This window comes from Streptomyces triticisoli (genome assembly GCF_003270085.1).
GTDB classification, from domain to species: domain Bacteria; phylum Actinomycetota; class Actinomycetes; order Streptomycetales; family Streptomycetaceae; genus Streptomyces; species Streptomyces triticisoli.
Genome location: NZ_QFDQ01000278.1, coordinates 15,736 through 41,949 on the forward strand (window position 1 = coordinate 15,736; position 26,214 = coordinate 41,949).

29 protein-coding genes are annotated in these 26,214 nt (G+C 71.5%); 21 read left to right on the top strand and 8 right to left on the bottom strand.

The features are described from left to right. The first annotated feature begins 2 nt into the window (after positions 1–2). From DEP02_RS31375 to DEP02_RS31385, 3 genes are all read left to right on the top strand, one after another. Positions 3–1,268, top strand: a complete 1,266-nt coding sequence (locus DEP02_RS31375; RefSeq protein WP_112471057.1) for a VWA domain-containing protein — start codon at positions 3–5, stop codon at positions 1,266–1,268. Continuing rightward, a complete protein-coding gene (locus DEP02_RS31380; protein ID WP_112471058.1) occupies positions 1,268–2,080 on the top strand; it encodes a hypothetical protein in 813 nt (270 codons plus the stop codon). The genes DEP02_RS31375 and DEP02_RS31380 overlap by 1 nt, the downstream gene beginning before the upstream one ends. A gap of 155 nt (positions 2,081–2,235) precedes the next feature. Further along, positions 2,236–2,826, top strand: coding sequence for an HAD-IA family hydrolase (locus tag DEP02_RS31385; protein WP_232839358.1), 591 nt, complete (start codon positions 2,236–2,238; stop codon positions 2,824–2,826). Between the two features lie 314 nt (positions 2,827–3,140). Here the strand turns inward: DEP02_RS31385 and DEP02_RS31390 are convergent, their stop codons facing one another. Next, a complete protein-coding gene (locus DEP02_RS31390) occupies positions 3,141–3,383 on the bottom strand; it encodes a hypothetical protein (RefSeq protein ID WP_112471059.1) in 243 nt (80 codons plus the stop codon). A gap of 147 nt (positions 3,384–3,530) precedes the next feature. Between DEP02_RS31390 and DEP02_RS31395 the strand changes: the two genes are divergently transcribed. From DEP02_RS31395 to DEP02_RS31410, 4 genes are all read left to right on the top strand, one after another. Then, positions 3,531–4,136 (top strand): histidine phosphatase family protein, encoded by a 606-nt coding sequence (locus DEP02_RS31395; protein WP_112471060.1) that lies wholly within the window; start codon positions 3,531–3,533, stop codon positions 4,134–4,136. A gap of 89 nt (positions 4,137–4,225) precedes the next feature. After that, the gene (locus tag DEP02_RS31400; protein WP_112471061.1) at positions 4,226–4,855 is read left to right on the top strand and encodes a hypothetical protein; all 630 of its coding nucleotides are present in this window, start codon (positions 4,226–4,228) and stop codon (positions 4,853–4,855) included. 51 nt (positions 4,856–4,906) lie between these two features. Then, positions 4,907–5,329, top strand: a complete 423-nt coding sequence (locus DEP02_RS31405) for an acyl-CoA thioesterase (RefSeq protein ID WP_112471062.1) — start codon at positions 4,907–4,909, stop codon at positions 5,327–5,329. A gap of 95 nt (positions 5,330–5,424) precedes the next feature. Then, positions 5,425–6,051 (top strand): 3'-5' exonuclease, encoded by a 627-nt coding sequence (locus tag DEP02_RS31410; RefSeq protein ID WP_112471063.1) that lies wholly within the window; start codon positions 5,425–5,427, stop codon positions 6,049–6,051. On the opposite strand, the gene DEP02_RS31415 is transcribed toward DEP02_RS31410, so the two are convergent. From DEP02_RS31415 to DEP02_RS31440, 6 genes are all read right to left on the bottom strand, one after another. Next, positions 6,035–7,414, bottom strand: coding sequence for an 8-oxoguanine deaminase (locus tag DEP02_RS31415; protein WP_112471064.1), 1,380 nt, complete (start codon positions 7,412–7,414; stop codon positions 6,035–6,037). The genes DEP02_RS31410 and DEP02_RS31415 overlap by 17 nt on opposite strands. Before the next feature lie 17 nt (positions 7,415–7,431). After that, on the bottom strand, positions 7,432–8,340 hold the full coding sequence (gene pucL, locus DEP02_RS31420) for a factor-independent urate hydroxylase (RefSeq protein WP_112471065.1): 909 nt from the start codon (positions 8,338–8,340) through the stop codon (positions 7,432–7,434). Between the two features lie 6 nt (positions 8,341–8,346). Continuing rightward, positions 8,347–8,691, bottom strand: coding sequence for a hydroxyisourate hydrolase (gene uraH, locus DEP02_RS31425; protein WP_112471066.1), 345 nt, complete (start codon positions 8,689–8,691; stop codon positions 8,347–8,349). A gap of 19 nt (positions 8,692–8,710) precedes the next feature. Next, entirely contained in the window at positions 8,711–9,250 is a 540-nt protein-coding gene (gene uraD / locus DEP02_RS31430) for a 2-oxo-4-hydroxy-4-carboxy-5-ureidoimidazoline decarboxylase (protein WP_112471067.1), read from the bottom strand. 121 nt (positions 9,251–9,371) lie between these two features. Next, positions 9,372–9,734: a helix-turn-helix domain-containing protein gene (locus DEP02_RS31435; RefSeq protein WP_112471068.1), complete on the bottom strand. Its 363-nt coding sequence runs from the start codon at positions 9,732–9,734 to the stop codon at positions 9,372–9,374. Continuing rightward, complete coding sequence (locus DEP02_RS31440) at positions 9,731–9,982, bottom strand: thiamine-binding protein (protein WP_112471069.1); 252 nt, start codon at positions 9,980–9,982, stop codon at positions 9,731–9,733. Before DEP02_RS31440 ends, DEP02_RS31435 begins: the two co-directional genes overlap by 4 nt. A gap of 196 nt (positions 9,983–10,178) precedes the next feature. Between DEP02_RS31440 and DEP02_RS31445 the strand changes: the two genes are divergently transcribed. From DEP02_RS31445 to DEP02_RS31510, 14 genes are all read left to right on the top strand, one after another. Further along, the gene (locus tag DEP02_RS31445) at positions 10,179–11,264 is read left to right on the top strand and encodes a lytic transglycosylase domain-containing protein (protein ID WP_112471070.1); all 1,086 of its coding nucleotides are present in this window, start codon (positions 10,179–10,181) and stop codon (positions 11,262–11,264) included. 54 nt (positions 11,265–11,318) lie between these two features. Beyond that, on the top strand, positions 11,319–12,434 hold the full coding sequence (locus DEP02_RS31450; RefSeq protein ID WP_112471071.1) for an RNA polymerase sigma factor: 1,116 nt from the start codon (positions 11,319–11,321) through the stop codon (positions 12,432–12,434). Positions 12,435–12,543: 109 nt separating this feature from the next. Continuing rightward, positions 12,544–13,488 (top strand): ABC transporter ATP-binding protein, encoded by a 945-nt coding sequence (locus tag DEP02_RS31455; RefSeq protein ID WP_112471072.1) that lies wholly within the window; start codon positions 12,544–12,546, stop codon positions 13,486–13,488. Next, positions 13,485–14,255 carry an MlaE family ABC transporter permease gene (locus DEP02_RS31460; protein ID WP_112471073.1) on the top strand — a complete coding sequence of 257 codons (771 nt, stop codon included), beginning with the start codon at positions 13,485–13,487 and terminating at the stop codon, positions 14,253–14,255. The genes DEP02_RS31455 and DEP02_RS31460 overlap by 4 nt, the downstream gene beginning before the upstream one ends. A 2-nt stretch (positions 14,256–14,257) precedes the next feature. Then, on the top strand, positions 14,258–15,073 hold the full coding sequence (locus tag DEP02_RS31465; RefSeq protein WP_112471074.1) for an MlaE family ABC transporter permease: 816 nt from the start codon (positions 14,258–14,260) through the stop codon (positions 15,071–15,073). Positions 15,074–15,078: 5 nt separating this feature from the next. Further along, positions 15,079–16,329: an MCE family protein gene (locus tag DEP02_RS31470; RefSeq protein WP_198668684.1), complete on the top strand. Its 1,251-nt coding sequence runs from the start codon at positions 15,079–15,081 to the stop codon at positions 16,327–16,329. After that, on the top strand, positions 16,326–17,363 hold the full coding sequence (locus DEP02_RS31475; protein ID WP_112471076.1) for an MCE family protein: 1,038 nt from the start codon (positions 16,326–16,328) through the stop codon (positions 17,361–17,363). The genes DEP02_RS31470 and DEP02_RS31475 overlap by 4 nt, the downstream gene beginning before the upstream one ends. Beyond that, positions 17,360–18,442, top strand: a complete 1,083-nt coding sequence (locus DEP02_RS31480) for an MCE family protein (RefSeq protein ID WP_198668685.1) — start codon at positions 17,360–17,362, stop codon at positions 18,440–18,442. The genes DEP02_RS31475 and DEP02_RS31480 overlap by 4 nt, the downstream gene beginning before the upstream one ends. Continuing rightward, on the top strand, positions 18,439–19,596 hold the full coding sequence (locus DEP02_RS31485; protein WP_198668686.1) for an MCE family protein: 1,158 nt from the start codon (positions 18,439–18,441) through the stop codon (positions 19,594–19,596). Before DEP02_RS31480 ends, DEP02_RS31485 begins: the two co-directional genes overlap by 4 nt. Beyond that, positions 19,593–20,915 (top strand): MCE family protein, encoded by a 1,323-nt coding sequence (locus tag DEP02_RS31490; protein ID WP_112471077.1) that lies wholly within the window; start codon positions 19,593–19,595, stop codon positions 20,913–20,915. Before DEP02_RS31485 ends, DEP02_RS31490 begins: the two co-directional genes overlap by 4 nt. Further along, on the top strand, positions 20,912–22,186 hold the full coding sequence (locus tag DEP02_RS31495) for an MCE family protein (RefSeq protein WP_112471078.1): 1,275 nt from the start codon (positions 20,912–20,914) through the stop codon (positions 22,184–22,186). Before DEP02_RS31490 ends, DEP02_RS31495 begins: the two co-directional genes overlap by 4 nt. Continuing rightward, positions 22,159–22,674, top strand: a complete 516-nt coding sequence (locus DEP02_RS31500) for an Rv1363c family protein (RefSeq protein ID WP_232839359.1) — start codon at positions 22,159–22,161, stop codon at positions 22,672–22,674. The genes DEP02_RS31495 and DEP02_RS31500 overlap by 28 nt, the downstream gene beginning before the upstream one ends. 70 nt (positions 22,675–22,744) lie before the next feature. Next, the gene (locus tag DEP02_RS31505) at positions 22,745–23,515 is read left to right on the top strand and encodes an Rv1363c family protein (protein WP_112471080.1); all 771 of its coding nucleotides are present in this window, start codon (positions 22,745–22,747) and stop codon (positions 23,513–23,515) included. 182 nt (positions 23,516–23,697) lie between these two features. Then, positions 23,698–24,537: a YhjD/YihY/BrkB family envelope integrity protein gene (locus DEP02_RS31510; RefSeq protein WP_112471081.1), complete on the top strand. Its 840-nt coding sequence runs from the start codon at positions 23,698–23,700 to the stop codon at positions 24,535–24,537. A gap of 63 nt (positions 24,538–24,600) precedes the next feature. Here the strand turns inward: DEP02_RS31510 and DEP02_RS31515 are convergent, their stop codons facing one another. After that, a complete protein-coding gene (locus DEP02_RS31515) occupies positions 24,601–26,016 on the bottom strand; it encodes a diacylglycerol/lipid kinase family protein (RefSeq protein WP_438947815.1) in 1,416 nt (471 codons plus the stop codon). Positions 26,017–26,214 lie beyond the last annotated feature (198 nt).

Below are 26,214 nucleotides of genomic sequence, written 5' to 3' on the forward strand. Positions count from 1 at the left end.
CGATGATCACAAGACAACGGCTGGCGGCAGGAGTCTGTGCTCTGCTCGCCGCCCTGACGGTCGGGATGGCCTTCCCCGCCGGCGCGGCAGCCGACGAGACGGAGGGCCAGGACGCCCCGAAGGTCGAACTCGTCCTGGATGTCAGCGGCTCGATGCGTGCGCGGGACATGGACGGCGAGTCACGGATGGCCGCGGCCAAGCAGGCGTTCAACGAGGTGCTCGACGCGACGCCGGAGGAGGTCCAGCTCGGCATCCGCACCCTGGGTGCCAACTACCCCGGAAACGACCGGAAGGAAGGCTGCAAGGACACCGCGCAGCTCTACCCGGTCGGCCCGCTGAACCGCGCCGAGGCCAAGGCGGCGGTGGCGACGCTGGTGCCGACCGGCTGGACCCCGATCGGGCCGGCGCTGCTGAAGGCGGCCGACGACCTCGACGGCGGCAACGGCCTGCGCCGGATCGTCCTGATCACCGACGGCGAGGACACCTGCCAGCCGCTCGACCCGTGCGAGGTGGCCCGCGAGATAGCCGCCAAGGGCATCGGTCTGACCATCGACACCCTCGGCCTGGTGCCGGACGCCAAGACCCGCGACCAGCTCATCTGCATCGCGGAGGCGACCGGCGGCACCTACACCTCCGTCCAGCACAAGGACGAACTCAGCGACCGCGTCGGCCAGTTGGTCGACCGGGCCGCCGACCCGGTGGTGACGCCGGTGGCCACGGAGGGCGCGAGCGAGTGCGCGAAGGCGCCGACGCTCAAGTCCGGCCTCTACACCGACCGTGAGGAGTTCGGGCAGCAGCGCTGGTACCGGGTGGACGTCAACCCCGGCCAGGAGCTGCGGGCCTCGGTGAGCGTGGCCGCCGACCGGGCCGTCGCCCCCGACTACGGGGTGCTGGTGCGGGCCGTGACCGAGCACGAACGGGAGATCGTACGCGGTGAGGCGGCGGGCAACGGCCGTACGGACGTGATCTCCTCGGGTCTGCGCTACCCGAAGCCGGAGAGCGACGACGAGAGCGCGCCGGCCGAGACGGTGTGCCTGCAGATCACCAACTCCTTCTCGGCCGCGGCCGGGGTGAAGACCACGCCGGGTCTGCCGCTGGAGCTGACCGTCGACGTGGTGGACGGTCCGGGCAAGTCGAGCGACGTGGCCTCCTTCGGCCTCGGGCGCGGCTGGTGGCTGCTCGGCGCACTGGTGCTGACCGGCTTCCTCGCGGGGCTCCTGTGGGGCTGGATATCGCGCTGGCGGGTCGCGATCTGGAGGACGAACTGATGCGTACCACACGTGTACTGGGCACGGCCCTGCTGGCCCTCGGGCTGGCCGCGGGCCCCGCGGCGGCCGACTCCTCGCCGTCCGCGAGCCCGTCGGACGGCGGCAGCGCCCCCACCCAGGCGGGCACCTCCTTCCGTACGGCGACGGAGATCGAGCAGGGGCAGCAGGCCACCGCCGACGGCTCCACCGGCGACTACCTGTACTGGTCGTTCGCCGCGGACGCCGGGCAGCGCCCCACCGTCAGGGCGACGGTGAAGCTGCCCGAGTCGCACGCCTCGCAGACCTGGCAGATCGACGTCTACGACGGTCTGCGGCGCCGCCAGTCCTGCCAGTACGGCGCCCAGACGCGCACCGCCGCCCAGGGCGCTGCCTCCGTCGAGCTGGCCTGCGTGCTGCGCACGGTCCGCGCCTGGTCGGAACCGTGGGCCAACGACCCGCTGCCGGGCACGTACTACATCCGGCTCACGGCGATCGGCCTGCCGGCGTCCGACCTGGGTCTGCCCATCAACGCCGAAGTGCGGGCCGACTCCAAGGACATCGGCGGCGCGGCAGCGGTCGACGGCTCGCTCGCGCAGCCGCTGACCCCGGGCATCGCGGTCAAGTCCGAGCAGTCGGACGACGACGGCGAGGACGCGAAGAAGCCGGCCGTCCTGTCGAGCATCGAGCCCGACGGCGGCTGGTCCTCCGGCTGGTGGTCCGACCGCTGGGTGTGGACCGGCGTGGGCGGCATCCTGGCCGCGCTCGCGGGCATCGGCGGCTACGCCCTGACCCGCGGCTCGGGCCGCCCGTCACGGGTACCGCCGGGCTACTGACGGTTTCCCGGAAGATCCGCCGGCCCGCCCCTGCTCTCCGGGGGCGGGCCTTCTTCCGCGCCCCCAGCTGAGAAGTGACGTCGCTCTCGTACCTGACTTCCTTGGTCTCGCGCCTGCCCCCCGCCTGGGAGCATGCCGGGATGAGAATCTCCGCTGTGCTCTTCGACGTGGACGGAGTACTGCTGGATTCAGCAGCCGCTCACCGGAACGTCTGGAGCTCCTGGTCGCAGACGCGCGGCCTGGACCCTGAGAAGGTGTGGCAGCTCACCTTCGGACGGCGCCCCGAGGACACCGTCAAGGACGCGGCTGCACATCTGGACCCGGCCGTCGAGCGGAAGGTGCTCGACGAGCTGTTGGCCAAGGAAGGGGACAGCATCCTGCCGGTGGACGGGGCCGCAGACCTGCTGGAAGCGCTGACCGACAGCCCGTGGGCGATCGTGACCTCCGGCGACCGGGCCTTCGTCGAACCCCGTTTTGTGGCAACGGGGCTCCCTTTGCCCGCCGTGCGGGTCTATGGCAACGATGTGGAACACGCGAAGCCCGCGCCGGACTGCTTTGCCCTGGCCGCGTCCCGACTCGGCCTCGCCACCTCGGCATGTCTGGTCGTGGAGGACGCGCCCGCAGGCATACGTGCGGCTGTGGCGGCCGGCTGTCCCGTGGTCGGCTTGACGACAACCACCCGGAAGAATCGCTCGGGCAAGCACACATGTGCGCCGCGTCCCTGGCAGAAGTGCGAAACCTACTGACCACGTACGGATTCCTGACCGGGCCCTGAGACACTGGGCCGCCAGGACTCGTGGCGCTCCAAGGAGACCGCGGTCGAGGAAGTCCCGCTCGACTGAGCCACGGCGGGTACTGACAGTCACCCGAGAGTGATCGCGCACCGGCCCGCCTTGGAGTATGGGCCGCTCCCTGTCGTGCCCGTGGTCGGCCGGTGCTTCGACCAGCAGCAGCCCGCACCCCGACCCCTCTTCGGGCGAGGGCAGTTGGATCGCCCGGCCCAGTGGGCCGCCTTTGTCTCCTGCGCCGCCGATCGCTGACGTACCGGTGGGGTCCGCTCCTACCGGGTGTCGTCGGCTTCCTGCGCTGTTCGCCAGCGGAAGGAGGCGAGGGTGGCATGTTCCTCGTCCGGTCCGGCGTCGCCGTCTTCGTGGTCGTCGCTCTGCCGGCGGCGGGCCAGGTGTCCGAGGGCGGTGATCGCGCTGAGCAGCAGCCCCGTCAGGCAGACCAGGCCGAGTGCGAGCACGGCCGTGACCTTCAGGCCGAGTCCGGCCAGGTGCACCAGGATGTCGTCCAGGTTCATGCATCCGCACGCCCGCATGCCGCTACGTTCCCCGCGCACGGTGCGGTCGTAGCGCCGCGTGGCGGATCCGTGCTCCGAAAGTGCCTGTTCCGCGATGTGCGCGCAGGTTCGCCGGGAGCGGGGCCGTGGGACCGTAGCCTGTGGTGTATGGGTGATCTCTTTCTGGTCCGGCACGGGGAGACCGAGTGGTCGCGGTCCGGGCGGCACACCGGGTGGACGGATGTGCCGCTGACCGAGCGCGGGCGGGAGGAGGCGCGGCGGCTGGTGCCGTTGGTCCGGTCGCACCGGATCGGGGCGGCGTTCGTCAGCCCGTTGCAGCGGGCGCGGGAGACGGCCGAGCTGATCGGGGTCGACGACGTCCAGGTCGACGCGGATCTGCGGGAGTGGGACTACGGCGGGTACGAGGGCATCACGACGCCCGAGATCCAGCGCACCCGGCCCGGCTGGTTCCTGTTCACCGACGGGGTGGCGCCGGGGCCGCCGGAGCGTCCCGGGGAGACCGTGGAGCAGGTCGGGGAGCGGGCCGACCGGATGCTGGCCAAGGTGGACGCCGCGTTCGCCAACACCGAGGGCGTCGTGCTCCTGGTGGCGCACGGGCATTTCCTGCGGGTGCTCACGGCCCGGTGGCTGGGGCTGGCGCCAGCGTCGGGGGCGCTGTTCCAGCTGGCCACGGGAACGGTGTGCCGGCTGGGCACCGAGCACGGGCGGCCGGTGATCGCGGGGTGGAACATCCGGCCGACGCCCTCACCGTGAGCGGGGTCGGCCCGTTGTCGGACCCGGGTCGTACTCTTCGAATGAGCTGATCCGAGCTGATCGACGAGACGATTCGGGGAGGAGTACGCGTGACACGACCGCCGACCGCCGCGCAGCGCCGCGTCATCGACACCGCCGACCCCGTGACCGGGCGGCTCAGAGGTACGGAGGCCCAGCTCACCTCCCTGGTGAAGCGGGGGCTCGCCTTCCGGCACCCGCGCCCGCCGCACGACCACTTCCTGACTCCGGCGGGGCATCGAATACGGGAGACGGAAGAGGAGGCCGAGGTTCCCGCGGCCGGGGATACGTCCCCCGGCAGCGGTGTGTTCTCCGCTCGCGTCGGCGGTGAGGAGGAGACGTACGACCGCTCCACGCGGATGCGCGAGGTGCACAGTGCCTGGCAGGGGCTGCTGGAGCTGCGCCGGATGACCAATCCGGACGGGGCCACCGACCGGCCGTGCGGCTGGGAGCGTGCGAACCTGGTGCGGGCCGCCGCGCTCGCCCTGGAGGCGGCGGGGCACCCTCCGGCCGGGCCTGACGCGGACGGCTATCGGGTGCGCGCGACACCGCAGCCGGAGGCGGTCGCCGTGTACGGGCCGGACGGTGCTGCGCTGCGGGCGTGCACGGCCACGCTGGAGCGGGCGGGCTGGCAGGTCGGGGAGCACACGGAGCCACGGACGAGGGCCCGGTACCTGCTGGCGTCACCGCGCAGGGTATGAGGGCTGTGCCAACATCGGTGATTCGAGAGCCGGTGGAAAGAAGGGGATGCCGTGAGTGAGCCGTTTTCCGTTCGGGTGACCGTCCGCGGGTACGAGACCGATGTGCAGGGGCACCTCAACCAGGCCGTGTACCTCAACTACGCGGAGCACGCCCGCTGGTCGTTGCTGCAGGCGGCCGGGATCAGCCAGGCGGGATTGATCGCCCGGGGCGTGGGGCCGGTGGCGCTGGAGACGACCATCCGGTACCGGCGGGAGCTGCTGGCCGGTGACGAGGTCGATGTGACGTGCGCCTTCGAGTGGAGCGACGGCAAGACCTTCCGGATCCAGCAGGAGATACGCAAGGCCGACGGCACGGTGGCGGCCGAGATCGCGGCGGTCGGCGGGCTGATGGACCTCAAGGCGAGGAAGCTGGTCCCCAATCCCCAGGGTCTCTTCAAGGAGCTGACGTCGGACCCCGGCCTCTTCGGGCTCTGAGCCGAACGGCCGGACGGCGGGGCTGAGACCGCCGGTGCGCGACCGCCGGGAATTCGGTCGCGCACCGTCCCGGTCGCCTGCGATGCTGCGGTTCCATGGCCGTACGACGCAGCAAGCCCAGCCTCTACGTCTCCGTCGACATCGAGGCCGACGGTCCGATTCCCGGCCCGTACTCCATGCTGAGCCTCGGTGCCGCGGTCGCCGGAGTGCAGGACGCCGACGGTTTCACGGCCGCCGACCCCGAGCAGCACACCTTCTACTGCGAGCTCCGGCCCATCAGCGAGGAGTTCGTGCCCGAGGCGCTGGCCGTGAGCGGCCTCGACCGGGAGCGGCTGAGCCGGGACGGTACCGAACCGGCCGCCGCGATGGCCGAGTTCACCGGCTGGGTGCGGGAGGTCGGCGCGGGCGCGCAGCCGGTGATGTGCGGCTACCCGGCCTCGTACGACTGGACGTTCCTGTACTGGTACCTGATCCGTTTCACCGGCTCGAGCCCCTTCGGGCACTCGGGCTGCATGGACATGAAGACGCTGTACGCGACGAAGGCCGGGCTGCCGCTGCGGGCGGTGGCGAAGGGCACGATGCCCCGCCACCTGCTCTCCAGGCGCCGGCACACCCATCACGCCCTCGACGACGCCGTCGAGCAGGCCGAACTGTTCGCCAACCTCATGGCCTGGCCGGGTCCTCCCGGACCGGCACCGGAACCTGTCAGCCCTGCGCGGTGATCCGGGCCAGGCGCTGTGCCTGGGCCCGGGTGGAGTGGGCGAGGGTGTCCTCGTCGGTGTGCAGCAGGTGGCCGTTCTCGACGATCTGCCGGCCGTTCGCGAAGGAGGCGGTGACCGGTGCGGCCGCGCCGAGGACCAGGGCGGTGACCGGGTCGGCGATCGAGGCGTGGGCGAGGGTGTCGATCCGCCACAGGACGAGGTCGGCCAGCTTGCCCGGCTCCAGGGAGCCGATCCGGCCGGCGCGGCCCAGGACCTGGGCGCCGCCGTAGGTGCCCAGACGCAGTGCCTGACGGGCGTTCAGGGCGGCCTCGCGGTGCGGGCCGAGCCGGTTGATCAGCAGTGCGTTGCGCAGTTCGGTGTGGAGTTCGCCGGACTCGTTGGAGGCGGTGCCGTCGACGCCGAGACCGACCGGAACGCCGGCCGCCAGCAGGTCGGGCACCCGTGCGATGCCGGCCGCGAGGCGGGCGTTGGAGGAGGGGCAGTGCGCCACGCCGGTCCGCGTGCGGGCGAAGGCGGCGATGTCGGAGTCGTTCATGTGGACGCAGTGCGCCATCCACACGTCCTCACCCAGCCAGCCCGTGGACTCGAAGTAGTCGGTGGGGCCCATGCCGAACCGCTCGTGGCAGAACTCCGCCTCCTCCCTCGTCTCCGAGCCGTGCGTGTGCAGCCGCACGCCGAGCCGGCGGGCCAGTTCGGCACTCTGCTTGAGCAGGTCGGTGGTCACGGAGAACGGTGAGCAGGGGGCGACGGCCACCTGGGTCATGGCGTCGGAGGAGGCGTCGTGGTGTGCGTCGACGGTCGCCTCGGTGGCGGCCAGCGCGTCGTCCAGGCTCTCCACGGCGAAGTCCGGTGGCAGGCCGCCGTCCGACTCGCCGAGGTCCATGGAGCCGCGGGCCAGGGTGAGGCGGACGCCCGTCTCGCGGGCGGCGCGGATGATCGCGCCGGACAGGTCGCCGGAGCCGCGCGGGTGGACGTAGTGGTGGTCCACGGTGGTGGTGACGCCGCCGCGGGCCATCATCGCCAGCGAGCCCCGGGCCGCCGCGTACACCATCTCCTCGTCGATGTGCGCCCAGGCCGGGTACAGCGCGACGAGCCAGTCGAACAGGTTGTGGTCGGTGGCCAGGCCCCGGGTGAGCCACTGGTAGAAGTGGTGGTGGGTGTTGACCAGGCCCGGGGTGGCGAGGTGGCCGGAGGCGTCGATGCGGCGTACGACGTTCTCCAGGCCCTCGGGGGCCCGGCCCGCGCCGAGCGTCTCGACGCGGTTGCCGGCGAGGACGAGGTGGCCGTCGGCGTACTCGGTGTCGTGCGCGTCGACCGTCGCGATCGCGCAGTTCTCGATGACGGTGCGCTGGGCTGCTGTCATGGTTCTCTCCTTGCCGGTCAGTCGACCGGGATCCGTGCCTCGCAGCCGTCCCGGAGCACGGTGGCCTCGATCAGGCCGTAGGGGCGGTCGGCGGCGACGTACACAGCTCCGTCGGCGGTGTCGTTCTCCAGGCCGAACGGCTCCAGGTCCACCAGGAAGTGGTGCTTGTTCGGGAGGGAGAGGCGGATCTCGTCGATCTCGCCTCGGTGGTCGATGACGCGTGCGCCCATCGTGTGGAGCGTCTGCTGCAGCGAGAGCGAGTACGTCTCGGCGAAGGCCTGGAGCAGGTGCTTCCTGGTCTGCTCGTAGGACTTCTCCCAGTCGGGCGTCTCCTGCTCGTCGTCGGTCCAGTGGAACCGCCAGCGGGCGGCGACGTCCGTGGCGAGGATGCGGTCGTGCGTCTCCTGGAGGGTGGTGTACTTGTCCTTGGTGTAGCCCCAGAACTCCGAGTCGGTCGAGTTGAGCACCGTGAGGTCCTTCAGCCCGGAGACCACCTCCCACCTCCGGCCGTCGTAGGTGATCTGCGCCAGTCGGGTCTCCTGGCCCTTGCGGACGAAGGAGTGCCCGGCCCCGGTGCCCTCGGTGGCGGCGGAGGTCCCGATGCGCTCCCAGGCGTACTCCTCGACGCGGATGCGGGCCCGGTGGATCGGCTCCTGCGCGGTGACGAAGTGGCGGGCGAGGTGGATGCCGAACTGCTCGGCGGACTCGATGCCGTGCTCCTTGGCGAAGGCGTACACCGTGTTCTTCATGGTGTCGGTCGGCAGGACGTTGGCGTTGGAGCCGGAGTGGTGGGCCTCCTCCAGGTCGCCGCTCAGCGCCACGGACACGTTCAGGTCCTTGATGTGGTGGGTGGCGCCGTCCCGCGTGATCCCGACGACTCGGGTCTCGGCCTTGCCGTACTGGTTCTGTCCCAGAATCGTGGGCATCTCCGGCTAGCTCCCTCGGTATACGGAATACCCGAACGGGTTGAGCAGCAGCGGTACGTGGTAGTGCTCGCCGGGTACGACGGCGAAGACGACCGCCACCTCGGGGAAGAACGCGGGTTTCCCGAAGTACGGCTCCACCTCGAAGTCGAGCCGTACGTGGGTGGTCCCCTCCGGCACGGCCGGGAGGTCCTTGCACCGTCCGTCGGCGTCGGTCGTGGAGCCGCCGAGTGCCTGCCAGTGCGCGTCCCGGCTCTGGCGGGCGGAGAGGTGGACGGTGACGCCCTCGGCGGGGTGGCCGGCGGAGGTGTCCAGGATGTGCGTGGAGACGGAGGCGGGGGGCTCGGGACTCATACGTTTCCTCCGGGAGCGTTCACGCGTTCAGGCGGCCGCTCATGTCTTCGAACGTGTCTTCGAGCAGTCGGGCGAGGCGGATACGGTTGATCTTCCCCAGTTCGGTGCGGACGATCTCGTACTCCTGCTCCGGCGTGTTGCCGGTCCGCTCCTTGAGGGCGTCGCGCATCTGCTCGCCGGTCCGGCCGGTGGCGCAGATCAGGAAGACGTGGCCGAACTTCTCCTGGTAGGCCAGGTTGAGGTCGAGCATCTCGGCCTGGAGTGCGTCGGAGGCGCCGGCCATTCCGCGCTGCTCGCGGGCCGAGGCGGAGTCACCCGGCTCGGGGCGGCCGATCGGCGGGTGGCCGGCCATCGCCTCCCGCAGGTCCGCACCGGTCAGCTCCGCCATGGCGGCGTCACTGGCGGCGTAGAGGTCGTCGGGGATGGCACAGGGGCGGGCGGCCAGCAGCCGCTCGGCCCACACCGGGGAGGCGCACGCCTCCAGAAGGGCGGCGCGGACCGTGTCGTCCGGAAGGACGTTGAATCGGGCGAGGCCCGGCGGCATGGGCGTCGAAGTCACGGGGCCTCCACGGGCCGCGTACGGACTTTTCGTGCTGAACGGGCTGTGGACAGCCAACACCCTCCGCGACAGCCCGTCAACGCTTTGTTGAAGATCCGGGCCCCCAGGCCCGGCGGCGCTCTCAGCCCTCCCTCTCGCGGTTGAGGTAGTTGTAGACCGTGAAGCGGCTGACGCCCAGCGCGCTCGCCACGGTCTCCACCCCGTGCCGTACGGAGAAGGCGCCGCGCGCCTCCAGGGTCCGTACGACCTCCTGCTTGGCCCTGCGGTCCAGATCCGCGAGCGGTATGCCCTTCCCGCGCTCCATGGCGGCCAGGATGCGGTCGAGGGAGTCGGCGAGCCGGGGCAGGCGTACGGCGACGGCGTCGGCGCCCTGCCAGGTGAGCACCACGTCGTCGGGGCCCGCCTCGTCCAGTGGGAGCATGGTGCCTCCGATCGCGTCGACCAGCGGCTTCACGGCCGCGGCGAACGGCTCGTCGCCGGTCATCGCCCGCCCTCCTCCCTCACGTTGACCTGGACCGAGATGCGGGTGGCGCCGACGGCCAAGGCCTTGCGCAGCAGGGCGTCCACGGCGTCCAGGACGGCGTCGGCGTCCCCCTCGGCCATGGTGCCGAACGGGCCGACGTCCACCGCGTCCAGCTCGGCGGCCTCGATGACCTCACGGGCCACCCGCGCATGCGCCGGCGTCTCGTCGAGGTCGAAGGGCTCGGTTGTGAACTCCACTTTCAGTCGCACTGTGCCCCCACGGCATTCGCTCCGGCCCGCGCGCTGCGCCAGGCCGTCGACCGGGGCCGGACCGCCCCATCACTCGGTGAGACCCTAACGGACGCGCCCTGGGCCCTCGCCCGGAAAGTCGCGCCGAGGGGCGACGGACGTCCCGCCCGTCCGCGTAGAGCAGACGACGAAGTCCGCGCAGGAAGGGGAGGCAACCATGGCAGGGCGCGCAGTCAAGGGTGCACTCAGAGGGACCAGAGGTACGGCGATCGCGGCGGCGGCCATGGCGGTTCTCACCGCCTCTCAGGCACCGGGGGCTTTCCCGGCCGGGGCTGCGCAGGCCCCCCGGCGGGCGGCACCCGCCGCAACCGGCCCCAGTGTGTCCGGGGACACGCCGTACCGCACCGAACTCCCGCCGCTGCGGGCCGGGAAGGCGACAGCGGACACCGCGGCGGAAGACACGGGTGGCGACGCCCTGCCCGCGACCGTGTACGCGGCATACCGGCGCGCCGAGGCGGAGCTGGCGCGGACCGCGCCCGGCTGCCGGCTGCGGTGGCAGTTGTTGGCGGCGATCGGTCAGGTGGAGTCCGGGCAGGCCCGCGGCGGCCGGGTGACCCCGGACGGGACGACGGTGACGCCGATCCTCGGCCCCCGGCTGGACGGCGGTGCCTTCGCGTCCATCCGGGACACCGACGGCGGCGCGTACGACGGGGACGTGGTGTACGACCGCGCGGTCGGCCCGATGCAGTTCATCCCGTCGACCTGGGCCCGCTGGGGCACGGACGGCAACGGTGACGGCCGGGCCGACCCGAACAACATCTACGATGCGGCACTCGCCGCGGGACGCTATCTGTGCGCGGGCGGACGGGACCTGTCCGACCCCGCCGACCTGGACCGGGCGGTCCTCGGCTACAACCACTCGCGGGCGTATCTGCGGACGGTCAGGGCCTGGTACGCCTACTTCCTGGCGGGGCACCGGGTCGTGCCCGACCCGGCGGCCGGGCCCGTGGTGCGGCCCGAGCCGTCCGGACCGCGGCCGGGACGCCCGAAGTCCGTGCCGAAGCCGTCGGCCGGCCACCCCGGAACGGGGCGGTCCGCGGCCCCCGCGCCGGCCACGCCGCGGCCCACCCCCTCCCCCACCCCGTCGCCCACACGTACGGCTCAGGAGTCCGGGGGAACCCGGCAGCCGCCCCTGCCCCTTCCCACGCTGAGCGTCACGCTGCCCAGCGATGTGCCGCTGACCAGCAACAGTGAGGTGACGATGGGCGCCTCCCCCTCCACAACCGCTGATACTCGGCGGTAATGTCGCCATCCGTCGGGCGGCACGAGACCGGCGGGTAAGCGCGAGGGGGTCCTCATGGCGACGGACAAGTCCGCGGAGACATCCGCGGACATACAGATAGACATACAGGCAGAGATACAGGCGGACATAAAGGCGGTCCACGATCGTTGGCAGCTCATGTGGAGCCACCGCGAGCAGTTGCTCAAGGTGGCCCGGCGGCGGTCGATGAGCCTGGAGGACGCCGAGGACGCGGTGCACGAGGCGATGCTGCGGGCCGCCGAGCGCCCGGACCTCGACGACGAGCGCCTCGGCGCTTGGCTGACGACCGTGACCATGCGGCTGTGCGTCGACCGGCACCGCCAGGTCAACCGGGAAGCCGAGGTGCACGGCAACCCCACGCTCGTCGCGCCGGGCCCGGTGCCCGTCGAGGAGGCGGTGTGCGACCGGGCCGAGGCCAGGTGGCTGGCCGTGCGGAGCGGGGAACTGCCCGCCCGCCAGGCCGAGGCACTGCGGCTGAAGTCCGAGGACCTGGACGTCGGCCAGGTTGCGGCGCGGATGGGGCTGAGCTACCGGACCGTCGAGTCGCTGCTGGCCCGGGCCCGGCGCACGCTGCGCGCCTCACTGGCCGGGACGCTCGGGTTCGCGCTGTTCCTCCTCGGACGCGGCCGGGCGGGCGCGGGCAGCAAGGCTCAGACGGTGGCCGTCACCTCGGCGGCGGCGACCCTGGCAGTGGCGGGGTTCGTGCTGCCGCACACGCTCGATGCAAGCGGGGACGGCGCGCACACTCCGGTCCCCAAGCCGGCCCCGTCCAGCGATGCGCGGGCGGTCCGGGCCGACGACACCGGCCAGAGGGTGGGTGTCTCGGCGACGCGCAAGGCCGCCGCCCCGACGTCCGCGGCCCCCGGTCGGGGCACGGGCGCCGGCCCGACGGGCCCGTCCACCGACGGAACGTTCCTGCCGCTGTCCGTGCCGACCGTGCCCGAGGTGCCGACCGCACCCGAGGTGCCGTCACTCCCGGCGGTCCCGTCGGTCCGGCTGCTTGCGCCGGAGATCCCCGACCTGCCGACCGCGCCCGGCCTGCCGACGACGTCTGATCTGCCGACCGCGCCGGACCTGCCGGTCAAGTCCGCCGTACCATCCGCTCCGCACCCGGTACCGACGCCGAGCGCGTCCTCCGTGAAGTTGCCGTAACCCCAGCGAACCCGTCCGCGAAAAAACATTCGCCTTCCCGCGACGGACACCCCGCTCCTCCCCGTAGAGCAGGTGTGGGAGCTGCTCGCACGGGCGAAGGGTGGACCGGATGGGTGTCGAGATCTGTGTGGAAGGGCTGACCAAGTCCTTCGGCCCCCAGGTCATCTGGCAGGACGTCTCGCTGACGCTGCCCGCCGGGGAGGTCTCGGTCATGCTCGGCCCCTCGGGGACGGGCAAGTCGGTGTTCCTCAAGACGCTCGTCGGGCTGCTCAAGCCGGACCGCGGATCGGTGACCATCGCCGGCCGCGACATCACCAAGCTGCGTGAACGCGACCTGTACGAGGTCCGCAAGCTGTTCGGCGTGCTGTTCCAGGACGGCGCGCTGTTCGGCTCGATGAACCTCTACGACAACATCGCCTTCCCACTGCGGGAGCACACCCGCAGGTCCGAGAGCGAGATCCGGCGGATCGTGCTCGAGAAGATGGACATGGTGGGACTGATCGGCGCCGAGGGGAAGCTGCCCGGCGAGATCTCCGGCGGTATGCGCAAGCGGGCCGGCCTGGCCCGCGCGCTGGTGCTCGACCCGGAGATCATCCTCTTCGACGAGCCCGACTCGGGCCTCGACCCGGTCCGGGTGGCCTATCTCAACCAGCTCATCGTCGACCTGAACGCGCAGATCGACGCGACCTTCCTGATCGTCACCCACGACATCGCCTCGGCCCGCCAGGTGCCCGACAACATCGGGCTGCTGTTCCGGCGCGAGCTGGTGATGTTCGGCCCCCGTGAGCAGTTGCTGACCAGCGACGAACCGGTCGTACGACAGTTCCTGAACGGCCGGATGCAGGGGCCGATCGGCATGGCGGAGGAGAAGGACGCCGCCCAGGTCGAGCAGGAGCTGGCGCAACTGGGTGACCGCGCCACCGCACAGACCCCCGGCAGCGGGCCGCTGACCCCCCGCCTGCTGCCGGGCCCCGGCATCACCCGGCCACCCCGCTGGGAGGCGATCGCGAGACGAGAGGCCGCGCTGCACCGAAGTGAGGTGGCGGACGTATGAGCCTGTCCCCGACCGGTGCGCTGCGGCACTCGGGCAGCCTGTTCGCGATGGCGCTGGACGTCATCCGGACGCTGCCCCGACGGCCTTTCCAGGCACGGGAGTTCATCCAGCAGGCGTGGTTCATCGCCAGCGTCACCATCCTGCCCACGGCCCTGGTGTCGATCCCCTTCGGGGCGGTCATCGCGCTGCAGATCGGCAGCCTGACGCGGCAGTTGGGCGCCCAGTCCTTCTCCGGCGCGGCCTCGGTGCTCGCGGTGCTGCGGGAGGCCTCGCCGATCGTCACCGCGCTGCTGATCGCGGGCGCGGGAGGTACGGCGATCTGCGCGGACCTCGGGGCGCGCAAGATCCGGGAGGAGATCGACGCGATGCAGGTGCTCGGCATCGATCCGATCCACCGGCTCGTCGTGCCCCGGGTGCTGGCCTCCATGCTGGTGGCCGTGCTGCTCAACGGGCTGGTGTCCGTGGTCGGTGTCGCGGGCGGCTACTTCTTCAATGTGATCCTCCAGAACGGCACGCCGGGTGCCTATCTGGCGTCCTTCACCACCCTCGCCCAGCTGTCCGACCTGTGGGCGGCCGAGGTGAAGGCGCTGGTGTTCGGGGCGATCGCCGCGATCGTCGCCTCGTACAAGGGGCTCACCGCGAAGGGCGGCCCGAAGGGCGTCGGCGACGCCGTCAACCAGTCGGTGGTGATCACCTTCATGTTGCTGTTCGTGACCAACTTCGTGATGACCGCGGTGTACTTCCAGGTCGTCCCGCAGAGGGGTTGAGAATGAAGCCACTTGAGCGCCCTCTGCGCTCGCTCGAGGAGCTGGGCACCCAGCTCTCCTTCTACGGCCGCTCGCTGGCGTGGACGGGCCGCACCCTGCGCCGCTACAAGAAGGAGGTCCTGCGGCTGCTGGCCGAGGTCAGCTTCGGCCGGGGCGCACTCGCCGTGGTGGGCGGCACGGTCGGTGTGATCGCCTTCCTGTCGTTCTTCACCGGCACCGAGGTCGGCCTGCAGGGCTACGCGGCCCTCAACCAGCTCGGCACCTCCAATTTCGTGGCGTTCCTGTCGGCGTACTTCAACACCCGGGAGATCGCCCCGCTGGTGGCCGGCCTGGCGCTGTCCGCGACGGTCGGCGCCGGGTTCACCGCGCAGCTCGGCGCGATGCGGATCAGTGAGGAGACCGACGCGCTGGAGGTGATGGGTGTCCCCTCACTGCCGTTCCTGGTGACGACCCGGATGATCGCCGGGTTCGTCGCGGTGATCCCTCTGTACGTGGTCGGGCTGCTGTCCTCGTACCTGGCCGCCCGCACGATCACCACCGGCTACTACGGGCAGTCGACGGGCACGTACGACCACTACTTCCACCAGTATCTGCCGCCCGTCGACGTCCTGTGGTCCTTCGGCAAGGTGATCGTGTTCGCGGTCCTGATCATCCTGGTGCACTGCTACTACGGCTACCACGCGAGCGGCGGACCGGCGGGTGTCGGCGTCGCGGTGGGCCGCGCGGTGCGTACGTCGATCGTCGCCATCAACATCCTGGACTTCTTCCTGAGCCTGGCGATCTGGGGCGCCAACACGACCGTACGGATCGCGGGGTGAGGCCGGTGCGAGCACTGAGACTGAGGTTGTACGGCATCACGTTCATCGCCGTGCTGGCGCTGCTGCTGTCGCTGTCCGTGGCCGTCTACCGGCAGGCGTTCACGTCCGTCGTCCGTGTCACGCTCCAGGCCGACAGCCTGGGCAACCAGCTCGATCCGCGCGCCGATGTGAAACTGCGCGGCCTGCTGGTCGGGGAGGTGCGCGCGGTGCACGCGGACGGTGCGAAGGCGACCCTCGACCTGGCGCTCAAGCCCGAGCACGTCCCCGACATCCCCTCCGACGTGCGGGCACGGCTGCTGCCCAAGACGCTGTTCGGCGAGAGGTACGTCGACCTCGTGGTACCCGCCGCCCCGTCGACGGTGCGGCCGATCCGCGCCGGGGACGTCATCACCCAGGACCGTACGAAGGCCGGCATCGAGGTGCAGCAGCTGATGAACGACCTGCTGCCGCTGCTGGAGACCGTGAGGCCCGCCGAACTCAACGCCACTCTCTCGGCGTTCGCCACCGCGCTGGAGGGCCGCGGCGACCGGATCGGCGACAACCTCACCCGGGTCGAGGAATACCTGCGGCAGCTGAACCCGCATCTGCCCTCCCTCCAGGAGGACATCTCACGCTTCGCCGACGTCACCGAGGTGTACGGCGACGCGGCCCCCGACCTGTTGAGGGTCCTGCGCAACACCGTCACCACCAGCCGCACCCTGGTGGAGAAGCAGGACCGGCTGGCCGCGGCACTGCGCTCGACCGCGACCGTCGCGGGCACCGGGCGGGGCTACCTCGACGACAACGGCGACCGGCTGATCACCCTGGGCCGGGTCTCCCGCCCCACTCTGGAGCTCCTCGCCCGCTACTCCCCCGAGTACCCCTGCCTGCTGAACGGCTTGGTCCGCCAGGATCTGGCCTCTCAGGAGGCGTTCCGGGGCGGTCGGATGCGGATCACCCTGGAGGCCGTCCGCCCGCAGGACGCGTACCGGCCCGGCGAGGAGCCGCGGTACGCCGAGCGGTCGGGGCCGAACTGCCGGGGCCTGCCCCATCCGCAAGTGCCCGGAACGAAACCGAAACTCAACGACGGTACGTCCTCCGGTGGTTCGGGCGGCGGCCCGCCCGGAGGGGTCAACATGTCCGCCACCGCGGCCGAACAGCGGGCCGTCGACCTGCTCCTGGCCCCCGTCATGGGCGTGTCCGCGGACCGGGTGCCGCCCGTCGCCACCCTGCTGTTCGGGCCGCTGGCCCGCGGAACGGCGGTGAGCGTCGCATGAGGACCACACGGGCCCGGCAGACGGCCGCCCCGCTGCTCAAGTTCAGCCTCTTCGCGCTGGTCACGATGGTGGCGACGGCCCTGCTCGCCGCCACCATCGTCAACGTCTCCTTCACTCGAAAGCACACGTACCACGCGGTGTTCAGCGATGTGACAGGTCTGGAGGACGGCGACGACATCCGGGTCGCCGGGGTGCGGGTCGGGGAGGTCGAGGGCATCCGGATCAAGGACCGGACGCTGGCGGAGGTCACCTTCACCGTGGCCGCGAACCGTCCCCTGCTCACCAGCACCCACGCGGTGGTCCGCTACCGCAACCTCGTCGGGCAGCGGTACATCGCGCTGACCGAGGGCGCGGGCGACGGCACCCGGCTGCCGCCCGGCGGCACGATCCCGCTGCGGCGGACCCAGCCGGCGCTGGACCTCAACGTGCTGCTGGACGGCTTCAAGCCGCTGTTCGCCGCGCTCAGCCCCCACGACGTCAACCAGCTCGCCACCGAGATCGTCAAAACCCTCCAGGGGGAGGGCGGCACCGTGAACAGCCTGCTCGCGCACACCGCATCGCTCACCTCGACCCTCGCCGACCGCGACCAGCTGATCGGCTCGGTGATCGACAACCTCAACACCGTGCTGGCCACGCTCGACAAGCGCGGGGCCCGCTTCTCCGCGCTGCTCACCCAGCTGCGCCGGGTCATCTCCGGGTTGTCCGCCGACCGCAAACCCATCGGGGAGTCCCTGGTGAGCATCGGCGGCCTCGCCCAGGCCACCTCGGGGCTGCTGAAGGACGCGCGTGGGCCGCTGAAGGACGACATCGCCGAGCTGAGTGAGCTCACCGGAACGCTCAACAGGAACGAGAAGACCGTGGAGGGTGTGCTGAAGCGGCTGCCGAACAAGCTCAACACGCTGACGGGGACCGCGTCCTACGGCTCGTGGTTCAACTTCTACCTCTGCGACTTCGACGGCCGCATCGTGCTGCCCAAGACGCGGCAGGTGCTCACCCCGGAGATGCACGTGGCGCAGGCGAGGTGCGGCCGATGAGCATCCGTGTCCCGCGAAGGGGCCGGCGCCCCGAACCCCTGTTCAAGGTGCGCGTGCTGCCACCGAAGCTGCCGGCGATCCGGTGGCGACGGCCACGGCTGAAGCCGTTCAGTGAACGGAATCCCGTCGTGATCGGTGCCGTCGGGCTCACCGTGCTGGCGTTGCTGACCGTGGCCGCGTTCAACGCCGACAGCCTGCCGCTGATCGGCGGCGGGCGGACGTACAGCGCGGCCTTCTCCGAGGCCGGCGGACTCAAGCCGGGCGACGAGGTGCGGATCGCCGGGGTCAAGGTCGGCAAGGTCGAGGACGTCGACCTGGACGGCGACCACGTCAAGGTGACGTTCAAGGTCAAGGGCGACCCCGCGTTCGGCACCGGGACCGGCGCGGCGATCAGGGTCAAGACCGTCCTCGGCGCCAAGTACCTCGCGCTGCAGCCGAAGGGGCCCGGCCAGTTGAAACCCGGCAGCGAGATCCCGATCGCGCGGACGGTGTCGGCGTACGACGTCGTGCAGGCGTTCAGCGACCTGACCACCACGACGGAGCAGGTCGACATCCAGCGGCTGGCCAAGGCGCTGGACACCATCTCCACCACCTTCCAGGACTCGCCCGCGGAGGTGCGGGCCTCCATCAGGGGACTGTCGAGGATCTCCAAGACGATCGCCTCGCGCGACAAGGCGCTGCGCGACCTGCTCGACCACGCCAACGGGGTCACCAAGGTGCTGGCCGGCCACACCAAGGACTTCTCCGCGCTGGTGAAGGACGGAGACAAGCTGTTCCAGGAGATCACCAGGCGGCGCGCGGCGATCCACGCACTGCTCAAGAGCTCCGCCCGGCTGGGCATCGAACTGTCCGGCCTGGTCCAGGACAACCGCAAGGAGATCGGGCCCGCCCTGAAGAACCTCAACACCTTCGTCACGATGCTCGAACGCAACCAGGCGAGTCTCGACCGCAGCGTCGAACTGCTCGCGCCCTACGTCCGTGTCTTCACCAACACCCTCGGCAACGGCCGCTGGTTCGACTCCTACGTGCAGAACCTGGTCGCCGCCCCGGTCGTGCCGCGCACGGGAGGCTCACGATGACCGCACGCTTCCCCTTCCGCCGCTTCCCCGTCCGGCGCACCCTGGCGCTGCTCACGGCGCTCGCGGTGCTCGCCGCGCTCGCCGTCGTGCTGTGGCCGCGCGCCGAGACTGTCCGCGTCACGGCGTACTTCCCGCGCACCGTCGGCATCTACCCCGGCTCGGACGTCCGCGTCCTCGGCGTGCGCATCGGAAAGGTCGAGGAGATCACCCCGGAGGGCGGCCGGGTGCGGGTGGAGCTGTCGTACGACGCGGGGCGCAAGGTCCCCGCGGGCGCTCAGGCCGCCATCATCAACTCCTCGGTGGTCAGTGACCGTTATGTGCAGCTGCTGCCGGTGTACCGCAAGGGCCCGGTGCTGCGGGACGGAGACGTCATCCCCGCTTCCCGCACGGCCGTCCCCGTCGAACTGGACCGGATCTTCGACAGCCTGTACACCACCGCCGACGCGCTCGGCCCGAAGGGCGCGAACAAGGACGGCTCCCTGTCCCGGCTGCTCGGGGTGAGCGCGGACAACCTCCAGGGCCAGGGCGCGGACCTCAACCAGACGGTCGAGGACCTCTCCCAGGCGGTCACCACGCTGTCCGACGGGCGGGGCGACCTGTTCGGCACCGTACAGAACCTGCAGGTGTTCACCGCCGCCCTGGCCGCCGACGACAAGAACGTGCGGTCGTTCAACGCCGATCTCGCCAGGGTGGCCAGGCAGCTCTCCGGAGAGCGCGCCGACCTCGCGGCGGCGCTGAAGCACCTGGCGAAGGCGCTCGGGGACGTGTCCGACTTCGTGAAGAACAACAAGGAATCGCTGACGAAGGACGTCCGGGGCCTCAGCAGGGTCACCAAGGTCCTCGTCACCCAACGCGCCGCACTGGAGGAGCTGTTGACGGTCGCTCCCACGGGCCTGTCGAACCTGGCCAACGCCTACAACTCGGCCGCCGGCACCCTCGACACCCGCAACAACCCGCAGAACCCGCAGGATCCGGCGTCGCTGCTGTGTTCCCTGCTGCGGACGACCGGCGACGAGGGCGGCCGGAACCCCGACTGCGAGGAACTGCACAAGCTCTTCGACTCGCTGCCCGATCTGCCGGCCGCCCCGGCGGTCCCGGCCGGCCAGGGCACCGTCGACCGGACACTCGGTGGAATCCTGGGGGCCCGGGCATGAGCGGGCCGTGCCGGGGCCGCGTGGTGGCGGCGTGGACGGCGGCCGGTTCACTGCTGCTGTCCGGCTGTGGTTTCAACGGCTGGTACGACATCCCGCTTCCCGGCGGAGCCGCGGCGGACGGCCACGCCTACCACGTCACCGTCGAGTTCAGGGACGTACTCGATCTGGTGCCGCAGTCCGCGGTCAAGGCGAACAACGTGACGGTGGGCGCGGTCGAGAAGGTGGAGCTGGACGGCTGGCACGCGCGGGTGCGGCTGCGCGTGGCCGACTCGGTGAGGCTGCCGGCCAACGCGGTCGCCGGCCTGGAGCAGACCAGCGTGCTCGGCGAGAAGTACGTGGCACTGTCCGCTCCGGCGGACACCCCGTCCACCGGGCGGCTCCGCGACGGCGACGTGATCCCGCTGTCCCGCAGCGGCCGCAACCCGGAGATCGAGGAGGTGCTCTCCGCCCTGTCCGCCCTCCTCAACGGCGGCGGAGTGGCGCAGCTCAAGACGATCACCGTGGAGCTGAACAAGGTCCTTGAGGGCCGTGAGAACCGGGTCAAGTCCCTGCTGAAGGAACTCGACACGTTCCTCGGCGGCTTGGACGGGCAGCGCGCGGAGATCGTCCGCGCCCTCGAGGGCATCGACCGGCTGGCCAAACGGCTGGGGGACGAGAAGAAGACGATCGCCGAGGCCGTCGAGGCGATCCCGCCCGCGCTGAAGGTCCTCGCCGACCAGCGCCGCGACCTGACGAGGATGCTCACCGCACTGTCCAGGCTGGGCATCACCGGCACCAAGGTCGTCAACGCCTCGCGGGACGACACCGTCGCCAACCTCAAGCAGCTGCGCCCGATCCTGGAGCAGCTGAACAAGGCCGGCAACGACCTGCCCGACTCGCTGGAGCTGCTGACCACCTACCCGTTCCCGCGCAACGCGACGGACGCGGTGAAGGGCGACTACGTCAACCTGATGATCACCGCCGATCTCGACCTGGCGGGCATCTACGGCAACCTCACCGACGAGTCCGGCAAGGGTGGTGGCTCCGGGAAGCAGCCGGGCCCGGCGCCCTCGCTGTCGGACCTGCCGAGCCCGCCGGCGCTGCCGAGCCTGCCAGGCGTGCCGGTGCCCACCGCGGTGCCCACCGCGCTGCCGAGCGCCCCGGGCCTGCCGAAGGCGCCGAAGCCGACCGGCCGGTCTTCGCCGCCCGCGGGCGGCGGCGATGTGCTGTGTCCGCCGGTCTGCACCGTGCGTCACAGCGCCCCGGGCACCGCGCACCGTTTTCCGCCGGGAGTCGACCTCGCGCTCGCCGAGCTCATGCTGAAGGGGATACAGCCGTGATCACACGTGCGGTCAAGGCCCAGCTGCTCGCTTTCGCCACCATCACCGCCGTCGGGGTGTCGTACGTGGGCGCCACGTACACGGGCCTGGTCGACAGCGTCCTCGGCCGCGGCTACACCGTCCGTGCCGACTTCGCCGACTCCGGGGGCGTCTTCCCGGGCGCCGAGGTCACCTATCGCGGGGTGCCGGTGGGCCGGGTGGGTGATCTGCGGCTGACCGGATCGGGGGTGTCGGTGGCGCTGCGGATCGAGGACGGCGCGCCGCGGATCCCGGCCGACACTCTGGCGGTGGTCGCCAACCGGTCGGCAGTCGGAGAACAGTACGTCGACCTGCAGCCCAGGCGGTCCGACGGGCCGTATCTGCGGGACGGCAGCCCCATCCCGCGCAGCCGCACCCGGACCCCGCTGCCTGTCACCGACCTCGTCCTCAGCCTGGACCGGCTGGTCAACTCGGTCGGCAAGGAGGATCTGCGCACCACCGTGGACGAGCTGGGCAAGGCCTTCGCCGGCACCGGACCGCACCTGAGCCGCCTGGTGGACTCCGGGAACGCGCTCGTCGAGTCGGCGTCCGGTTCCCTGCCGGAGACGGTCTCCCTGATCGAGGACTCGCGAACGGTGCTGAAGACGCAGGCCGACCAGGGTTCGGCCATCAAGTCGTTCTCCCGCGACCTGGCAGCGCTCACCGAGCAGTTGAAGTCGAGCGACGGGGACCTGCGGCGGCTGATCGGCAACGCGGCGCCCGCCGCCGAGCAGATCGACTCCCTGCTGAAGTCCACCCGGCCGCACCTGCCGGTCCTGCTGGCCAACCTCATCAGCGGCGGCCAGGTCACTCTGGCCCGGCTGCCAGGCGTGGAGCAGGCCCTGGTCACCCTCCCGGTGACGGTGGCGGGCAGTCACACAGTCGTGCCCGGCGACGGCACCACCCACTTCGGGCTGGTGGTGAACGTCGACGACCCTCCGGCCTGCACCCAGGGCTACGGCACCCGGCACCGCGACCCCGCCGACACCAGCAGACGTCCGGCGAACACCGACGCCCGCTGCACGGCGCCGCGCGGCGGCAAGACGTCCGTGCGCGGAGCGCAGAACGCCCCTGGTGCGCGGGCCGGTTCGGGCGGTGCCGACCGGGCCGTCCACGTCGCCCCGTACGACCCGGAGACCGGCACCGCCGCCGGCCCGGACGGGACGCCCGTCGAGATCGGCTCGACGGGCGGCGAACGGGCCGTGTTCGGAAAGGATTCGTGGCAATGGCTGCTCGTGGGACCGATGGCATGAACCGGGGGCGCCGTGAAGCGCTGCTGCGCGCGGGGCTGGTCGCCGCGACCGTCCTGGTGACCGCGCTGTCCGTCTGGCTGGGGCTGCGGGTGGCCGACCAACGGGCGGCGGAGCAGCGCCGGCAGGACGTCCTGGCCGCCGCCCGCCAGTCGGCGCTGAACTTCACCTCGCTCGACTACCGGCACTACGCCCAGGACAGCCGGAACGTGCTGCGCGGCGCCACCGGCGAGTTCAAGAAGCAGTTCGCCGCGCAGACCGATGAACTGACGAAGCTCGTCGCCCAGAACAAGTCGGTGTCCGAAGGGCAGGTCCTGGATGCGGGCATCGTGCGCTGCGACGAGCGCACGGCCCGGGTCCTGGTCGTCGCCGACAGCAAGGTGACCAACACCGCCGTACCCGAGGGTCAGGCGCGCACCTACCGGCTCCAGCTCGACCTTGTGCGTCAGGGCGGCCGCTGGCTGACCTCCGACGTCGAGTTCGTGGGATGACCGCGCCCGGCCGCGTCGCGCATCATCGCCTGCCGCGCACCACCAGGCACCACCAGTGAGGAGAAAGACCGTGGCGAACCCGACCACCCGAGTCCGCGGTGCAGGCTCCCCCGCCCGCCGCACCCTGACCGCGGCAGCCCGTGCGGCGGCCAAGCGCGCCCAGCGGCCGACAGCGGAGGAGAAGCGGGAGCAGGAGGAGCAGGGTACCCCTGTCGAGAAGGTCCCCTCCGGGCGCATGCTGCCCGTCGAGCCGCCGCCGGACGGTTGGGACGACCCGCTGGAGCCGTCCCCCGAGACCGCCGAGGAGGAACCGGAGCAGCGGGAGCCGACGTGGTGGTCCGGTCGGAGACTGCTCACCGTGGCGCTGTGCGTCCTCCTCGTGGCGGGCCTGGTCTCGGTCGCAGTGCTGGGGGGGCGGTACCAGGAAGGAAGGCGGGCGCAGCAGGCGCGCGGACAAGCGCTCGCGACCGCGCGGCAGGCGGCCCCGGTGGTGCTGTCGTACGACTATCGTCATCTGGACCGGGACTTCGCGCGGGCCCGCACCCACCTGACCGGCACCTTCCGCGACGAGTACCTGAAGACCACGAGGACGGTGGTCGGACCGACCGCGCGGAAGTACCACGCGGTGGTGAAGGCGACGGTGGCGGCACCCCCGGACGGCGGTGTCCCGGCTGCCTCGGTGGTGTCGGCCATGCCGGACCGGGCCGTCGTGCTGCTGTTCGTCAACCAGGTCACCCGGAGCACCCAGGTGTCCGGGTCCCGCGTGGATCTGAACCGGGTGCGGATGACACTGACCCGTACCGCGTCCGGCTGGAAGGTGAGTGCCGTGGACGCGCTCTGACCGACCCCGCAGGGCTCGTGGCACGATACCGGCGCCCAGGGCGTGTTTCGATCGAACCACTTGCACGTCAATGGTCCGCGCAGCACCGATCGGCATCGGCAGCGATCTCCACACGGACGGCCTCGGCGGACGCTCCCCGCGTCGGCGCGCCGCTGCGCGCCCGACGTTGTTGACTTCCTGGTATGCGCAGGCGCACGACAACATCCGGCAAAGACGGCTGCAGGGCCACGTGGCTGACCGGGCCGGCCGGCAGATGGCACGCGCAAGGCAGGCGCTTTGCGGCAAGTGCGGCGGGACGGTTGTGGGGGCGTCTCAGCGCGGCGGACTTCTTCGGTCATTCATTCCAGTTGTCGGCGCTCGCCTTCCTCTGCTTCTTCCCGTTTCTGATCCTCATCACCGCTGCGGTCGGCCAGGACGCGGCGAAGGTCCTGGCGGGATGGCTCGGGCTGAACCAACAGGCGGCCCAGGCCGTGTCCGCCCTTTTCAAACCAGGTCCTGGCTCGGGCACCCTCACCCTGGTGAGCGCGCTGTTGTTGATCGTGGGGGCGGTCGCCGTGGCCGGCACCCTTCAAAGCTGGTACCAGGTCCTCTTCGACGTCCCTGCACGGTGGTGGCGGGACCTCGCGGCTCGGCTCGCATGGCTGGCGGCGCTGGTCGCGTACGGCGCGGCACAGGCCGGGGTCGGCTCGGCGCTCGCATCGCTGCCCTTGAGGGGCCTGTCCGGTTTTGTCATGGCGCTGCTTTTCTGGTGGGGGACGATGCGGCTACTGCTCGACGGAACGGCCACCTGGCGCTTCCTGCTGCCCGCGGCCCTGGCCACCAGTGTCGGCTGGACAGGCCTCGGGTTGTTCTCCGCCCGTTACTTCTCCGCGACGATCGTGGCCAATGACCAGAAATACGGTCCCGTGGGCGTGGTCATGGTCATCCTGTCGTGGCTGGTGGCGGTGGGCGTGGTCATCCACCTCGGAGCCGTCGTGGGCCGCGAGTACGCCGAGCACCGCGCCGCTCGCTCCCAGTGCTGATGCCCGCGACCGTGCCGACCCAGTCGTCGGACGCGGATGCTCGTGGGGGCCACGCGCGTCGGCCTATCCGCGTTCCCCGTCGACCGGGCCCGGTCCTCGCCCGGTCGCTCCGCACCGGGGCAGCGCCAGCCGGAGCACGCGCGGCCAGTCGGCAGGTGGTCTGCTCGTGGGGGTCGGGGTGTGCCGGCGCGGGAGGCGGACCCGCAGGGCTCCCGGGGCGATGCGGCAGACCACGGGGGCGGGCAGGAGGACCGGCTCGCCGTCGATGCCGGCGGGAACCGTGGCCGCATCCGCTTCGACGACCACCTCCGGCGCGGTGATCCGGGTGACGCCCGACGAGTGGGGGCCACGCAGCAGATCTGCCGCCTGGGCGGAGTTGTCCACACGTACGCACAGCACGCCCAGCCGTCCGGAGTTCAGAGACTCCCGGCGCCCCGGGTGCAACGAGTCGACGGCACGCCGGTAGGGATTGTTGCTGACGAGCAGCGCCTGCAGACCGTCGGCCCGGAACGCTCCGGCCCGTATCCGCAGCCTGGGCGCCGTGGGACCCGTGAGGAGTCCGGGCAGCACCTGCAGGGTCGTGCGGAGTTTCTCGTCACGGTAGGCCGGGTCGCGGACCACGGCCGCGTACGTGCCGAAGGAGGCGTTGTTGACGAACACCCGATCGGCCGCGTACCCGAGGTCGACACGGACCTCGACGCCGTCGGTGAGCGCCTCCAGAGCGGCAGCCGGATCCTCGCGGTCGAGGCCGAGGTCGAGGGCGAAGTGGTTGCGCGTACCGGCCGGAATCACCAGGAAGGGCAGGTCGTGCCGGGCCGCGACCTCGGCGACCAGCGCCTGGGTGCCGTCCCCGCCCGCCACGGCCAGCAGGTCGGCTCCGTCGTCCACCGCACGCCGGGCCAGTTCCGCCACGTCCTGGTGGAGCCCGGGGTCCAGCAGGACGACGTCGGCGCCGGACGCTCCGGCCTTTTCCGCCAGCCCGAACCGGTCGACCTTGCCGCCGCCGGAGCGCGGGTTCATCAGGATCCAGGGGTGCCGAGGTGCCTCGGTGGGGCGCGGTGTACAGGCGCGCGCGGCAGCCGCGCCCGTTGGCGTCACCGCGATCCGTGCGGCCGCCACGGCCAGTACCAGCAGGCCCAGCGAGAGGCAGGCCGGTGCCAGCATGCCGTTCGCGGCGTACAGGGCCAGTACGGCGAGTGGCGACGTCACCGCCAGCAGCAGCCCCGTTGCCCGGACGACGCGGGCATACGCCACGGTCCACCACAGTGCGACGACGGTCAGAGTCAGTCCGGCGACTCCGGCCAACAGCCAGAACACGCTCTTCACACCCGCGGCCGCGAGCGGCAGGAGGACGGCGGCCAGCAGTGCGAGCAGGGCCAGACGGGCCCATGCGGCCTGCGCTCCACGGTGTCCTGCCGGTTGTTGCTCCGCCGGTCGTTCCCTGGCGGAGCCCGCATCCCCCGCCCGTGTCGCGTCCACCGTCTCTCCGTTCCGTCTCCTGGTGCCCTCTCCTGGCCCCTGCGGGATCGGCCCGATGCGCCCCGGCCGCGGCGGCCGTCGACGTGCTGCGCCTCACGGGACGCGCGGCGCTGGGCCGGCGGAGGCGGGGGGCTCCTCGGGGGGTGCCACGCACAGGGCCCAGATGATGGAGCCCGAGAAGGCGATCATCACGACCGA

Bases quoted from the DNA above. Each gene is read 5' to 3' on its own strand.
- DEP02_RS31375 (WP_112471057.1), top strand. From the start codon at position 3: ATGATCACAAGACAACGGCTGGCGGCAGGAGTCTGTGCTCTGCTCGCC.
- DEP02_RS31380 (WP_112471058.1), top strand. From the start codon at position 1,268: ATGCGTACCACACGTGTACTGGGCACGGCCCTGCTGGCCCTCGGGCTG.
- DEP02_RS31390 (WP_112471059.1), bottom strand. From the start codon at position 3,383: ATGAACCTGGACGACATCCTGGTGCACCTGGCCGGACTCGGCCTGAAG.
- DEP02_RS31395 (WP_112471060.1), top strand. From the start codon at position 3,531: ATGGGTGATCTCTTTCTGGTCCGGCACGGGGAGACCGAGTGGTCGCGG.
- DEP02_RS31410 (WP_112471063.1), top strand. From the start codon at position 5,425: ATGGCCGTACGACGCAGCAAGCCCAGCCTCTACGTCTCCGTCGACATC.
- DEP02_RS31415 (WP_112471064.1), bottom strand. From the start codon at position 7,414: ATGACAGCAGCCCAGCGCACCGTCATCGAGAACTGCGCGATCGCGACG.
- pucL (WP_112471065.1), bottom strand. From the start codon at position 8,340: ATGCCCACGATTCTGGGACAGAACCAGTACGGCAAGGCCGAGACCCGA.
- uraH (WP_112471066.1), bottom strand. From the start codon at position 8,691: ATGAGTCCCGAGCCCCCCGCCTCCGTCTCCACGCACATCCTGGACACC.
- DEP02_RS31435 (WP_112471068.1), bottom strand. From the start codon at position 9,734: ATGACCGGCGACGAGCCGTTCGCCGCGGCCGTGAAGCCGCTGGTCGAC.
- DEP02_RS31445 (WP_112471070.1), top strand. From the start codon at position 10,179: ATGGCAGGGCGCGCAGTCAAGGGTGCACTCAGAGGGACCAGAGGTACG.
- DEP02_RS31450 (WP_112471071.1), top strand. From the start codon at position 11,319: ATGGCGACGGACAAGTCCGCGGAGACATCCGCGGACATACAGATAGAC.
- DEP02_RS31455 (WP_112471072.1), top strand. From the start codon at position 12,544: ATGGGTGTCGAGATCTGTGTGGAAGGGCTGACCAAGTCCTTCGGCCCC.
- DEP02_RS31460 (WP_112471073.1), top strand. From the start codon at position 13,485: ATGAGCCTGTCCCCGACCGGTGCGCTGCGGCACTCGGGCAGCCTGTTC.
- DEP02_RS31465 (WP_112471074.1), top strand. From the start codon at position 14,258: ATGAAGCCACTTGAGCGCCCTCTGCGCTCGCTCGAGGAGCTGGGCACC.
- DEP02_RS31475 (WP_112471076.1), top strand. From the start codon at position 16,326: ATGAGGACCACACGGGCCCGGCAGACGGCCGCCCCGCTGCTCAAGTTC.
- DEP02_RS31480 (WP_198668685.1), top strand. From the start codon at position 17,360: ATGAGCATCCGTGTCCCGCGAAGGGGCCGGCGCCCCGAACCCCTGTTC.
- DEP02_RS31485 (WP_198668686.1), top strand. From the start codon at position 18,439: ATGACCGCACGCTTCCCCTTCCGCCGCTTCCCCGTCCGGCGCACCCTG.
- DEP02_RS31490 (WP_112471077.1), top strand. From the start codon at position 19,593: ATGAGCGGGCCGTGCCGGGGCCGCGTGGTGGCGGCGTGGACGGCGGCC.
- DEP02_RS31500 (WP_232839359.1), top strand. From the start codon at position 22,159: ATGGCTGCTCGTGGGACCGATGGCATGAACCGGGGGCGCCGTGAAGCG.
- DEP02_RS31510 (WP_112471081.1), top strand. From the start codon at position 23,698: ATGCGCAGGCGCACGACAACATCCGGCAAAGACGGCTGCAGGGCCACG.